The 13,044-nt window shown below is 69.7% G+C and carries 11 protein-coding genes; 8 read left to right on the top strand and 3 right to left on the bottom strand.

The features are described 5' to 3' along the window. The first annotated feature begins 160 nt into the window (after positions 1 to 160). The 3 genes from LRD69_RS01850 (at position 161) to LRD69_RS01840 (ending at position 3,218) form a co-directional block, all read left to right on the top strand. Positions 161 to 1,183, top strand: a complete 1,023-nt coding sequence (locus tag LRD69_RS01850; protein ID WP_277324787.1) for a LacI family DNA-binding transcriptional regulator — start codon at positions 161 to 163, stop codon at positions 1,181 to 1,183. 246 nt (positions 1,184 to 1,429) lie between these two features. After that, a complete protein-coding gene (locus LRD69_RS01845; RefSeq protein WP_277324786.1) occupies positions 1,430 to 2,353 on the top strand; it encodes an SDR family oxidoreductase in 924 nt (307 codons plus the stop codon). Position 2,354: 1 nt separating this feature from the next. Continuing rightward, on the top strand, positions 2,355 to 3,218 hold the full coding sequence (locus LRD69_RS01840; RefSeq protein WP_277324785.1) for a MaoC/PaaZ C-terminal domain-containing protein: 864 nt from the start codon (positions 2,355 to 2,357) through the stop codon (positions 3,216 to 3,218). A gap of 90 nt (positions 3,219 to 3,308) precedes the next feature. Here LRD69_RS01840 and LRD69_RS01835 read toward each other — a convergent pair whose 3' ends face one another. Beyond that, a complete protein-coding gene (locus LRD69_RS01835; protein WP_277324784.1) occupies positions 3,309 to 4,103 on the bottom strand; it encodes an acyl-CoA thioesterase domain-containing protein in 795 nt (264 codons plus the stop codon). A 120-nt stretch (positions 4,104 to 4,223) separates the two neighbouring features. Beyond that, positions 4,224 to 4,856, bottom strand: a complete 633-nt coding sequence (locus tag LRD69_RS01830) for a TetR/AcrR family transcriptional regulator (protein WP_277324783.1) — start codon at positions 4,854 to 4,856, stop codon at positions 4,224 to 4,226. 297 nt (positions 4,857 to 5,153) lie between these two features. Between LRD69_RS01830 and LRD69_RS01825 the strand changes: the two genes are divergently transcribed. The 5 genes from LRD69_RS01825 (at position 5,154) to LRD69_RS01805 (ending at position 11,546) form a co-directional block, all read left to right on the top strand. Continuing rightward, a complete protein-coding gene (locus LRD69_RS01825) occupies positions 5,154 to 6,326 on the top strand; it encodes an acyl-CoA dehydrogenase family protein (RefSeq protein ID WP_277324782.1) in 1,173 nt (390 codons plus the stop codon). Continuing rightward, a complete protein-coding gene (locus tag LRD69_RS01820; protein WP_277324780.1) occupies positions 6,323 to 7,477 on the top strand; it encodes an acetyl-CoA acetyltransferase in 1,155 nt (384 codons plus the stop codon). The genes LRD69_RS01825 and LRD69_RS01820 overlap by 4 nt, the downstream gene beginning before the upstream one ends. A 5-nt stretch (positions 7,478 to 7,482) precedes the next feature. Further along, positions 7,483 to 7,881: a Zn-ribbon domain-containing OB-fold protein gene (locus tag LRD69_RS01815; RefSeq protein WP_277324779.1), complete on the top strand. Its 399-nt coding sequence runs from the start codon at positions 7,483 to 7,485 to the stop codon at positions 7,879 to 7,881. Beyond that, a complete protein-coding gene (locus LRD69_RS01810) occupies positions 7,878 to 10,001 on the top strand; it encodes an acetate--CoA ligase family protein (RefSeq protein WP_277324778.1) in 2,124 nt (707 codons plus the stop codon). Before LRD69_RS01815 ends, LRD69_RS01810 begins: the two co-directional genes overlap by 4 nt. 216 nt (positions 10,002 to 10,217) lie before the next feature. Continuing rightward, entirely contained in the window at positions 10,218 to 11,546 is a 1,329-nt protein-coding gene (locus LRD69_RS01805; protein ID WP_277324777.1) for an MFS transporter, read from the top strand. 2 nt (positions 11,547 to 11,548) lie between these two features. On the opposite strand, the gene LRD69_RS01800 is transcribed toward LRD69_RS01805, so the two are convergent. Then, entirely contained in the window at positions 11,549 to 13,039 is a 1,491-nt protein-coding gene (locus LRD69_RS01800; RefSeq protein ID WP_277324776.1) for an MFS transporter, read from the bottom strand. Positions 13,040 to 13,044: the final 5 nt, after the last annotated feature.

Raw genomic sequence — 13,044 nt, 5'->3', positions numbered from 1 at the left:
GAAACGCATCTCGCAGAAGCGGTGCAACATCAATGGTGTGCGCTACAAATAAACGGAACCGACTCCCGCAAGTCAAGGTTCTGGACAATCAATTGGCAGCTCACGGCCGCACCGGGGCAGGGGATGTGGAGTATCGCAATGAAACGAAACTGTGAAACAAATGGCTAGGCCGAGGTCGACCGGGGTGACGGTCCGAGCCATCGCTGCCGAGGCGGGCGTCTCCATCGCCACGGTCTCCCGCGTGCTGAACGGTCACGCCCATGTGACGCCGCAGACCCGTGACGCCGTACGGGGGGCGGCCGAACGGCTAAGTGCTGACGCGACGTTCCCGGGCGCGGCCGGGCGTCCGCCCGGCGCCGTGTTCGTCCGCTGCCCGTACTTGCTCACGGACTACTTCGGCATCATCGTCTCGTCGATCACGGAGACCCTCGACCTGCACGGCAGGCAGGTGATCCTCAACGCCGGTGGAGGCACCCGGGATTCGAGTGTGCTCGCCGGTCTCGCCGACCGGTCGGGGGTCGACGGCGCGATCCTGATCCTGCCGCCCGAGCCGAGCAGCGAACTCGTCGCCCTGCGCGCCCGCGACTTCCCGTTCGTGGTGGTGGATCCGCGCACACCTCTGCCGCGCGACATCGCCGGGGTGTCCGCCGCCCACTTCGCCGGAGCGCGCAGCGTGACGGCTCACCTCGTGGGACTCGGTCACCGCCGCATCGGCGTGATCGGCGGCCCGGACGAATGGATGGCGAGCCGGTCCAGGCGCGCCGGTCACGCCTCGGCGCTCGCCGATGCCGGTGTGCTGCCGTCCCCGGAGCTGATCAGCAGCGTTGAGCCCACCGCCGACGCGGGGCATGGCGCGGCGTGCCGACTGCTGGCACTGCCGCAGCGGCCGACGGCCCTGGTCGCCTTCAACGACAAGGCGGCCGTGGGCGCCCTGCGCGCAGCCCATGAGCACGGCTTGCGTGTTCCCGAGGACCTTGCGATTGCGGGCTTCGACGACGACTACCTCAGCAGCAGTGTCGTGCCGCCGCTGACGACCGTCCGGCAGCCGCTGGAAGAACTCGGCCGGATGGCGGTGAGTCTGCTGACGCGGCTGATGGCCGGTCATGCCGTGGAGGCGCTGCACGTCGAACTCGCCACGGAGCTGGTCGTACGGGATTCCACCGGCCCGGTGGCACATGCCTGAAGGCCGGGCGCGACCGGTCCGCCACCTGTGTCCCGTTGGGTGCCGACGGCCCGGCGGGACGCCTGCGTCGGAGCACCGGTCCTGGTCGTGTGCGGCATCGCCGCCGGCCGTACGACTGAAGTCGCCGCGCATGCAGGAGGGTTGACATCGCACTGCCGCACCGAGACGCTTTTTAGAAAGTGATTCTATCATTGGCCGGCTCGCGCAGGCACTGAGCCGGAACGGAGTTGCGGACGGGAGAAGCGTATGGATGGCGTCGTGGAAGGCCGGGTCGTGATCGTCACGGGGGCGGCCCGTGGGATCGGGCGCGGGCACGCGCTGGAGTTCGCGCGACAGGGTGCGAAGGTGGTGGTCAACGACCTCGGTGCGGAGGTCGATGGAACGGGCTCCTCGTCCGGACCGGCCGGCGAGGTCGTGACGCAGATCCGCGAGGCCGGCGGCGAGGCCGTGGCCAACGACGACGACGTGTCCGACTTCGAGGGCGCGCGCAGGCTTGTGGAGTCGGCGCTGACGCACTTCGGCGACCTGCACGTACTGGTGAACAACGCCGGCATCCTGCGCGACCGGATGCTGGTGAACATGAGCGCCGAGGAATGGGACGCGGTGATCAGAGTGCACCTGCGGGGTACGTTCGCCCCCCTGCGGCATGCGGCGGCGTACTGGCGCAAGCAGGCGAAGGCGGGCGTGCAGGTCGACGCACGGGTGATCAACACCACGTCCTCGTCGGGGATCTACGGAAATCCGGGGCAGGCCAACTACGGCGCCGCCAAGGCGGGCATCGCGGGGCTGACCGTGATCGCCTCCCGGGAGCTGGAGCGCTACGGCGTCGCGGTGAACGCGGTGGCGCCCGCCGCGCTCACCCGGATGACTGAAGGGCTGCGGTCCGACCGTACGGCGGCGGAGCCGGGCACATTCGACCCGTCGGCGCCGGAGAACATCGCCCCGCTGGTCGTCTGGCTGGCCGGTCCCGCGGCGCGGGGCGTCACCGGCCGGGTGTTCAACGTGCGCGGCGGCATGATCAGCGTCGCCGAGGGCTGGCACGCGGGACCGTCCGCCGACAACGAGTCACGCTGGGAATTTTCACAACTCGACCAGGTCATACCGGCATTGGTCGACAAGGCCCGCCCGAACGCGCTGCAGAACGGACGCGCGCCGGGGGAGGACTGCTGACATGCCCCTCGACCACAGTGTGATCGGGATCGAGTCCCCACCGGTCGAGCGGTCCTGGACCTCCAAGGACGCCTTGCTCTATGCGATCGGGGTCGGCGCCGGAATGGACGACCCGCTGCGGGAACTGGCCTTCACCACGGAGAATTCACACGGCATCGGTCAACAGGTGCTGCCCACGTTCGCCGTGCTGGCCGCGCAGGGGGCCCGGGGCCGGAGTATCGGTGCCTTCGACCCGGCGATGCTCGTGCACGCAGAGCAGTCCTTCGACCTGCACAGACCGCTGTCGACGGCCGGAACCGTGCGCATCACCTCGAAGGTCACCGGGATGTACGACAAGGGCTCCGGCGCACTCGTCACCAGTGAGGCGGTGGCCGTGGATCCCGCCACGGGCGATCCGGTGATCACCTCACGCAGCGCCGTGTTCATCCGAGGAGAGGGCGGCTTCGGCGGTGACCGGGGACCGCGTGACAGCTGGCTGGAACCCGATCGCGCGCCGGACCACCGCATCACTTGCCCGACCCGGCCCGAACAGGCGCTGCTGTACCGGCTGTCCGGTGACCGCAATCCACTGCACTCCGATCCCGCCTTCGCGGCGAAGGCAGGCTTCGAGCGTCCGATCCTGCACGGCCTGTGCACCTACGGGGTGACCGGGCGCGCCCTGTTGCACACGCTGGCGGATTCGGACCCGTCCCGGTTCGCCTCGATGTCGGGCCGGTTCAGCAGGCCGGTGTATCCGGGCGAACCGCTGACCGTATCCATCTGGAGGGACGGCGACACCGCCCGGTTCCGTACCACCAAGGCCGACGGAACCGTCGTGATCGACCGTGGGCGTGCCGCCGTCCGCGGCGGCGGCGCGATCGCCTGACGGCCGTCGCGCCGGGGTGACACCGTGGGGCGACGTCTGCAGGAGCGACGCGGCTGCGGTGTCACCGGGCGTGCGGTCCGACGGCCACTCTCATCTGCCTGGCCTGGAGTTGGCCACCGCCGTGGTCATGCAGTAGCCGATCGGGCCGGCGGTGTCGTGCAGTGTGCAGTGCCCGACGGCGACCCCGTCCTCGCTGGTGTGAGCAGTGGACTCCAGCCCGATGGCGTCACTCAGCGGAAGCCTGCTCAGGCACAGGGTGTAGTCGGCGTTGATGAACTGCAGCCCGGCGTCACCGGCATGAGCCAGCGGACTGGCCGTGTCGGCCGCCAGCGCTGCCCGCACGAACGGCGACAGTGCCTCGCCGGCCACCAGTTCGCAGGACTCCCGCAGCCAGGCGCGGCGCCTGCCGCGGCCCTGCCGTTCACCGTTCACCGGGACGTTGTCCTCATCGAACTTCCATACCGTCCAGGCCCCTTCACGCGGCGCGGGCAGTTCATCAGGTGCGGGGGCGTCCCAGGGGGGCGTTGCAGGGACATGGCCGGACGGCTGTTCGCTGCGGCGCAGCAGGACGGCGGCGGCTCGTGCGACGACGCCGTTCGCACCGTGGACGGTGGCGTCGACGACCCGGATGCGCCGCCCGTCGCGGACCCGGAGTGTTTCCACCCGCACCGGAGCCATCGGCGCGTTGCGGAACAGGTCGACGGTCAGCCGGGTGAAGTGCAGCCCTTCGGCGGCGTGTTCACGCTCCAGGGTCCGGGCCGCCAGTGCGCCGAGCAGCCTGCCGTGCATCATGCCGGGGGCCCACCAGCTGCGAGCGTGCGCGGCGGGGACGAATGCGTCCCCGGCACGGGTGAAGAAGGCCTCCTGGTGTTCGGCCTGGGCCACGGGCATGTCCTTCCTGAAGAGCCTGGGTACCTACGTGCCGACGTACGGGCATACCGGGACGCGGGATCGCCGGTGCACCGACGGGCCCGTTCGCTGTCGTCCCGGTGCTCCGTCCCGCGGTCAGGTGTCCTGTCCGGGTGAGCCGAGCCGGCGGATCAGCACGATCGCGGCTTCGGTGATCTTGTTGGCCTGGCGTTTGTTCGGGCACGTCGCGATCTCGCGTCCCGCCTCGCCGATGATCGTGGTCAGCACCGCGACCGTGAGCCGGTCGATCGAGTCGAGACCGGCGCCGAGCAGCACTCCGTTCTGCCGGACCCACTCCCGGCTCCGTGTGCGCCGGACCAGTTCGAAGCCCGGCGGTCCGTCGCCGTCCATGAACAGCCTGGCCAGGTCGCGGCGCTGCCAGGAGCCCTCGAGAAAGGCGCGGGCGCCCACGATGAACAGATCGAGCGGGTCCTCGGCCTCGCCCGCGGCCCGCGCCGCTGCGACCGCGGCTACCGCGTTCTGCTCGTGGGCGGCCTGGTGCTCCTCCCACAGGGCGAGGAAGAGCTCGGTCTTGCCGCCGAAGTGGTGATAGAGGCTGCCCACGCTGGACCCGGCGCGTTCCACCACCGCTGCGATGCTCGCCTCGGCGAAGCCCTGTTCGCAGAACACCTCACGGGCTGCGTTCAGCAGCACGCGTCGGGTCTCCGCGGTGCGGCTCCACTGCCAGGCGTTCCCGCCGGCTGCGGCGCTGCTCGCGCTTCGGGCCATGGGACCCCCTCCTTGCTCCGTCGAAGTTACGACACCGTCCACCGTACCGAATCCAATCTTAGAATTTCATCTCCGCGTTCCATCGCTGTCCCGCGAAGTGTCCGGTCCGCCCTCCCCGCGTCGACGGTGACACGGAGGCCGCCGTCATGGACCACCGCTGCGTGAAATCCCGCTTGTGGCACGTGTCTTGACACGCTCGTCCGGCCGGGCGCAGGCTGAGGCGATTCCTAGAGTTCCGTTCTAGAAAAGGATCCGGGCGATCGCCCGTGCCTCCTGAGAAGGAAAGGACACCGCTCGATGGTCGATTTCTCCCTCAGTGTCGAGGAACGTCAGATCCGGGACACCGTCCGGGCGTTCATCTCCAAGGAGGTGATGCCGCTGGAGCAGGAGGTCCTGCGCAACGAACGGGCGGGTCTTCCCGCGATCGCCCCTGACGTGCTTGCCGAGCTGCGGAACAAGGCGCGCCGGGCGGGCTTCTGGGGAATGAACACGCCCGAGGAGTACGGCGGCATGAACCTCGGCGCCGTGATGTCCGCGATCCTGGCGATGGAGACCGGCAGGACCTACGTCCCGTTCAGCTTCGGTGGCTCGGCGGACAACATTCTCTACAGTGGCAACGACGAGCAGAAGCAGCGCTACCTCATCCCGACGATCGAGGGCGAGCGGCGGTCCTGCTTCGCGATCACCGAGCCGGGAGCCGGATCGGACGCACGCAACATCCGCACCCGCGCGGTGCGCGACGGCGGCGACTGGGTGATCAACGGGGAGAAGACCTTCATCACCGGCGGCAACGAGGCCGACTTCGTCATGGTGTTCGCCGTCACCGACCCGGACAAGGGCGCCAACGGTGGAGTGACGTGTTTCCTCGTCGACCGGGACATGGGCTGGAAGTCCGAACCGATCCAGACGATGGGCCAGTGGGGCCCCGCGGCGCTGGTCTTCGACGACGTGCGCGTTCCCGAACGGAACGTACTCGGCGAAGTGGGCCACGGTTTCGCGCTGGCGCTGCGGTGGATCGGCCAGGGCCGCTACATGATCCCGGCCCGTGCGATCGGTGCCGCCGAGCGGATGTTGCAGATGGCGATCGACTACGCCGGGATCCGGCACTCGATGGGACGGCCGATCGGCGACTACCAGGCGATCCAGTGGCAGATCGCGGACTCGCAGGTGGAGATCGAGTCCACGAAGTGGCTGACCCTGTACGCGGCTTGGCGGGTCCAGCAGGGCATGGACGCGCGCCATGCCTCCTCCATCGCCAAACTCGACGGCGCGCTCATGGCCAATCAGGTCGTGGACCGCGTGCTGCAGATCCACGGCGGCATGGGCTACACCAAGGAACTGCCGATCGAGCGCTGGTACCGGGAGTTGCGACTGCTGCGGATCTTCGAGGGCACCGACGAGATCCAGCGCCGGACCATAGCCCGCAACCTGCTCAAGGGGCACGTGCGGCTGGGCGGGATCGGCGAATGAGCCCCCGCAGGCGCGCGGCCATCGTGGGGGTGGCCGAGTCGCAGGTGGGCAGGACCCCGCACCTGACGGTGCTGTCCCAGCAGGCCGGGGCGAGCCGGGCGGCGCTGACCGAGGCCGGGCTGGGCCCCAAGGACGTGGACGCCCTGTTCGTGGCCGGCAACTGGTCCTGGGCACCTGCGCTGACGCTTGCCGAGTATCTCGGGCTGCAGCCGGACTATCTGGACGGCACCAACATCGGGGGATCGTCCTTCGAGGCCCACCTCGGCCATGCGGCGGCCGCGATCGAGGCCGGGGTGATCGACGTCGCGCTGATCACGTACGGAAGCACCCAGCGAAGCAGCCGCTCGCGCAACGTCCCACGGCCACCCGCGTCCCTGACCGAGCAGTTCGACCGGCCCTTCGGGCTGCCGCAGCCGGTCGGCGCCTATGCGCTGGCGGCCAACCGCTATCTCCACCAGTACGGTGCGACCGGCGAGCAGCTGGCCGAAGTGGCGGTGAGCGCACGACAGTGGGCGGCACTCAATCCCGACGCCTACTACCGTGACCCGATCACCGTCGACGACGTGCTCGGCTCGCCGATGATCAGCGATCCGCTGCACCTGCTGGACTGCTGCCTGGTCACCGATGGCGGCGGTGCGGTGGTCGTGGCGGCCGAGGACCGGTGGCCCGACGTGGACACCCGTCCGATCGTCGTGCTCGGCCACGGAGAGACCACCACGCACAGCAGCATCGCCCAGATGCCGGACCTGACCGTCACCGGCGCGGCCCGTTCAGGACCGACGGCCATGAAGATGGCCGAGGTGACCCACGACGATCTCGATCTGCTGGAGATCTACGACTCCTTCACCATCACCGTACTGCTGACCCTGGAGTCACTGGGTTTCTGCAAGCCGGGCGAGGCCGGGGACTTCGTCGCTCGCGGCCGCACCGCCCCCGGCGGCCCGGTGCCGATGAACACCAACGGCGGGGGGCTGTCCTACACACACCCCGGAATGTACGGGATCTTCCTGCTCATCGAGGCGACCCGGCAGCTGCGGCACGACTTCACCGGCGACCCGCGCCGTCAGGTCGACGGCGCTCAACTGGCCCTGGTGCACGGCACCGGAGGCGTGCTGTCGTCCACCTCGACCGTCGTACTCGGAAGGAGTTGATCACTGTGGCGGACCTTGCTCCGGACGTCGAGACGAGGCCGTTCTGGAACGGCATAGCCGCAGGGGAGCTGCGTCTGCAGCGCTGCGACGCCTGCAACCGTGCGGTGTTCTACCCGCGGGCGCTCTGCCCGCACTGCTTCGGTGACCGGTTGGAGTGGTTCGTCTCACCGGGAACCGGCACCGTCTACTCGTACACCGTCGCGCACCGGGCGTTCAGCCCGTCCGCCGGGCAGCCTCCGTACACCGTCGCGCTGATCGACCTCGACGAAGGGGTACGGATGATGTCCAGGATCGTCGGCGGGGACCGGGTGCGCATCGGCGACCGCGTCGAGCTGGAAATCACCCGCCTCGGTGGCGAGGACTCCCCGGCCCTGCCGTGTTTCCGGGTGGTGGAGGCGGCATGAGCGTGCCCACGCAGGCGGGCGCCGAGGCCATGCGCGCGCTGTTCGCCCCGAAGTCCATCGCCCTGGTCGGTGCCACCGACAAGTCGGGCTGGTCGCTGTCCACTTTCGACAACCTGCGCAACCACGGCTTCTCCGGACCGGTCCATCTGGTCAACCCCCGCACGGAGGTGGTGCACGGGCAGCGCGCCCACCGCAGCCTCTCGGAGATCGGCGAGCCCGTCGACATGGCGTACGTCATGGTGCCGACGCCGGCGGTGCTTCCCGTGCTGCGGGAGGGCGCAGGTCTGGGCATCCGGAGCTATGTGGTGCTCACCGCGGGATTCGGCGAGACGGGCCCCGAGGGCAGGCGCAGGGAGGAGGAGATCCTCGACTTCGCCCGCGAGAACCGGTTGACCGTACTGGGACCCAACGGCAACGGCTACATCAACGCCACGGCCGGTACGACCCCCTACGGTCTGCCCGTCCCGGCGCCGCTGGTCGCCGGACCGGTGGGCGTGGTGCTGCAGAGCGGCGCGCTGGCCAGCTCCATCCTGGCCTTCGCCCAGGCCCGGAACGTGGGCCTGAGCCTGCTCACGTCCATGGGCAACGAGACGATGGTGTCGGTCACCGACGTCATCGACTACCTGGTCGACGACCCGGCCACCAAGGTGATCGCGCTTTTCCTGGAGTCGGTGCGGCAGCCGGAGCGGTTCGCCCGCGTCGCTCGCCGCGCCGCCCGGGCAGGCAAACCGATCGTCGCGCTCAAGATCGGGTCCAGCAGCATCGCCTCGCACACCGCGCAGGCCCACACCGGGGCACTGGTGGGGGACGACAGGGTGATCGACGCCGCGTTCCGGCAGTTGGGCGTGGTGCGCGTCCATTCGCTCGAAGATCTGATCATCACGTCCGGGCTCCTCGCCCAGGTCGGCAGGATCGACGGACGGCGGATCGGAGTGGTGACGCCCTCGGGCGGGGCGTGCGAGATCATCGCCGACCGGGCCGAGCAGGAGGGCCTGGAACTGCCGCCGTTCGCGCCGGAGACGGTGGCACGGCTGAAGGAGATCGTGCCGGGGTTCGCGACCGTGCAGAACCCCCTGGACGTCACCGGGTACGTCGTGGTGGACCGGACGCTGCTCGGCCGCGCGCTGGAGGTCGTCGCCGACGACCCGGGCATCGACGCGGTCATGCTGCTGTCCGACCTGCCCCGGGTGCCGCCTGCCGATCCGGCTCTGACACTGGCGCACTTCGGCGCGACTGCGCAGCGCATCCGCGACGCGAACCGGCCGGTGATGGTGGCCGGCAACATCCTCACCGACATCACCGAATTCGGCCGCCGGGTGCAGGAGGAGACCGGTTTCCCGTACGTGGCCGGCGGTATCGAGCACGCGATGACGGCGATCGGCGCGGCCGTGCGCTGGTCCCGGGATCTGCCGGAGGCTGCCCGCCCGGCGCCGCCTGCGCCGGTCACCCAGCCGGTGGTGCACGGCCCGACCTCCGGGGTGTGGACCGAGTACCGGGCTTCGCGACTGCTCGGCGACAACGGCATCCCGGTTGTTCCCTCCGCCCTGGCCGCCACCGAGGACGAGGCGGTGGCGGCAGCCAGCCGATTCGGTTACCCCGTGGTGCTCAAGGCAGTCGCCGACGGTCTCGGGCACAAGAGCGACATCGGCGGGGTCCGGCTGGGACTGGGGGGAGCCGACGAGGTGCGGCAGGCCCACCACGAGGTGTGCGCCGCCATGCGCGAACGCGGACTCACGGGCATCGGCACCCTTGTGCAGCCACAGCGCAGCGGCGGTGTGGAGCTGCTCGTCGGCGTCGTCCGCGATCCTGCGTGGGGGCTGACCCTGGCCGTCGGCCTCGGCGGGGTGTGGGTCGAGGTGCTGCGCGACTCGGTGCTGCGGCTGCTGCCGGCCGGTGCCGAGGACATCCGTCGGGCGCTGGGAGAACTTCGCGGCGCCCGGCTGCTGGACGGCGCCCGCGGGACGGAGCCCGCGGACCTCGGCAAGGTGGCGGAGGTCATCGCGCGGATCGCCGAACTCGCGCGTGGTCTGGGGCCCGGGCTGGAATCGCTGGAGGTCAACCCGCTCCTCGTACAAGGGAGCCGGGTCGAAGCGCTGGACGCGCTGATCACCTGGCATTGAGCCGCACGCTGCGGCACCTGTCCGAGGGCCGCCGCGGTCGCCTGCTGCGACCGCGGCGGCCCTCGCTCTGCCGGGCCCCGATGGGCATCCCGGGACGGCTGACACCCATCGAAAGTCACATTCCAGAGGGAAATTCAGTTCCGCGGCTCCCGCCTGCGCCCACGGGGCGAGAGCGACGGAACCAGTCGGAAGTCCACTCGCAGAAAGGCCAGAGCAATGAAGCTCTCCTACGTGCGCGAACTCGACGAATACCCGACCGGCGCGCGCCGGATGCGCATCCTCACCATGGCGGTCCTCGCTGTCCTGATCGGGTCCTACGAGGGGCAGATCGCCCCCGTGGTTCCGCTGCTTCTCAAAGACCTGCACATGTCCCTGGCCACCTACGGCACGGTGTCCGCGCTGGCCACCGTCGCCGGTGCGCTCGCCTCGGTCCTCGGCGGACGGCTCACCGACAACCTGGGCCGGGTGCGTCTGCTCATCCCGCTCATGCTGCTGACGACCGTCTGCTGCCTGGCGATGACCGCGGTGCACTCCCCGAAGCAACTGCTGCTGGCCCGCATCGCGTTGTCCGTCATCGACGGAATGGCCATGGCGGGCACCGCTCCGCTGGTCCGGGACTTCTCACCGCGGATGGGTCGCGCCCAGGCGTTCGGCTTCTGGACCTGGGGTCCGGTGGGCGCCAACTTCCTGGCCGCCGCGGTCGCGAGCGCCACCCTGCCGCTCTTCCACGACTCCTGGCGTTCACAGTTCGTCATCATGGCCGTGCTCTCACTCGTGGTCTCCGTCGTGATCGCGTTCAACATCGCCGACCTCTCGCCGCAACTGCGGTCGCGTATCCAGCAGACGGAACGGCAGGCCTTCGCACCGGCCGACCACAGCAGGCCGCCCCGGGCACGTGATCTGCTCACCCACCGCACCATCTGGGCGCACATCGTCGGCATCGGGCTGTGGCTGATCCTGTACCTGACGCTCTCTCTGTACGGCCCGACCATGCTCGGGCACGCCTTCGGCCTCAGCGCGGCGAACGCGTCCGGCATCATGTCGGTCTTCTGGGTGCTCAACCTGCTCACCGTCGTGGTGAGCGGGCGGATCTCGGACCGCCTGCAGCTGCGCAAGCCGATCTGCGTGGCGGGGACCACCGCGGCGGTGGCGATCACGGGCTATCTGGTGATGCTGATGGGGCGCGAGGACGTCTCTCATCTGCACCTGATGCTCACCGGCGCACTGCTGGGCGGCGCACTGGGCGTCGCCTACGGGCCGTGGATGGCGAACTTCTCCGAGAACGCCGAGGACATCGATCCGCGGCTGCAGGGCAGTGCCTGGGGCCTGTTCGGGTTCGTCTCCAAGGGAGCAGCCGTCCTGGCGCTGTTCCTCGTGCCCCGCGTGGTCGAGCACAGCAGCTGGCACGCCTGGATGATCACCGCGATGTGCTGCATGGTGCTGTTCATCCCGGCGGCGGTCATGTTCCACGGACCGTGGCGGCGTACGGGCACGGAGCCCATGTCCGTACTCGCGCCGACGGTCGGCCGGTCCACGGTGGACTGAGATCACGGTGCTTTGCCGACCGGCTCCTCACTCGGCCGGATTCCGCCGGCGGTGACATCCGCCACCCGGTGCCGGCCGAGTGAGGCGATCACCGACAGTGCGGAGATCGCCGTCATCACCAGCAGGGCCAGCCGATAGCCGGTGACCAGCTGTGCGACTCCCCGCGAGGAGACGTCGGCGATCGTGCCGGCGAAGACGTACTGGCGCAGGCCGGCCGGCAGGGGGCTGGTCACGAGCGACATGGCCAGAGCCGTGCTCACCACGACACCGGTGTTCTGCACCATCAGGCGCATCGCATTCACGATCCCGATGCGCTGGGAGGAGACCCCGTCCAGCAGGGCCGTGGTGTTGGCCGGCATGAACATTCCCGACCCCGCGCCGATGAGGACCAGCCCGCAGGCGATCGGCGCGTAGCCGATGTCCTCCGAGATGTTCAGCAGCAGGACCAGCAGACCCGCGGTGCCGGCGGACGTCCCCAGCAGAGCGATCGTGCGCGGTGTCAGCTTCGCGTGCAGCATCCCCGAGCACGCCGAGGCGATCATCGCCGCCACCGGCAACGGCAGCACCCTCAATCCGGCCGGCACCGGGGACTCGCCGCGCACCGCCTGATAGAACAAGGCGATCAGCAACACCACCGCCATCCGCGCCACCGCGTTGAGGAACGAGGTGAGCAGGCCGAGTGCGAACGGCGGGTCCCTGAACAACGCCACGTCCACGACCGGATGGGGGCTGCGCCGCTCCACCCACACGAACAGCGGTGCCAGCACGGCGCATACGGCCAGGCCGACGAAGACCACAGGATCGGTCCAGCCGCCCTCACCGACCTGCGACAGACCGAACAGCAGGCTTCCCAGACTGATCAGCACGAGCAGGTTGCCCGCCGCGTCGATGCCGCGCTCGTGCGCGCGGCTGTCCGTCCTTCGCAGCGCGACCGCACCCCAGGCCAGACACACCAGCCCGATCGGCACGTTGTACCAGAACACCCACTGCCAGCCGAGTCGGTCCGTCAGGAAGCCGCCGAGGGTCGGGCCCACCAGCTGGGCGACGGAGAACGAGGCGATGTAGACGCCCATGCCCCGTCCCAGATGACGTTTCGGGAACGCGTCGGCGAGCAGGGCTGCGCTGTTGGTCAGCAGCATCGCGCCACCGGCGGCCTGCACCGCCCGCAGGCCGATCAGGAACCACACGCCGGGCGAGAAGCCCAGCAGCAGGCTGGCCCCGGTGTACGTGGCCAGCCCGAGCAGGTACATGGTGCGCCGCCCGAACATGTCCGCCAAACGGCCGAAGGCGACCATCAGCCCCGTATTGGTCAGCATGAAGGACAGCAGGATCCAGTTCGCAGCCGTCGCGCTCGCATCGAAATGCCGTACCACCTGCGGCAGCGCGACATTCAGCGAGCTGCTGCCCAGCGCCGTCAGAATGCTCGCCATGCTGACGACGGACAACGCACGCCAGGCGTACCGAAGTTGTGCCTCCTCGCCGGTTCCGGACATGGGCG

The sequence above is a fragment of the Streptomyces sp. JH14 genome, from assembly GCF_029428675.1.
In the GTDB taxonomy this organism is placed as follows: Bacteria; Actinomycetota; Actinomycetes; order Streptomycetales; family Streptomycetaceae; genus Streptomyces.
The sequence above is the reverse complement of the archived record's forward strand: the minus strand, read 5'-3'. Positions and strand labels throughout refer to the sequence as shown.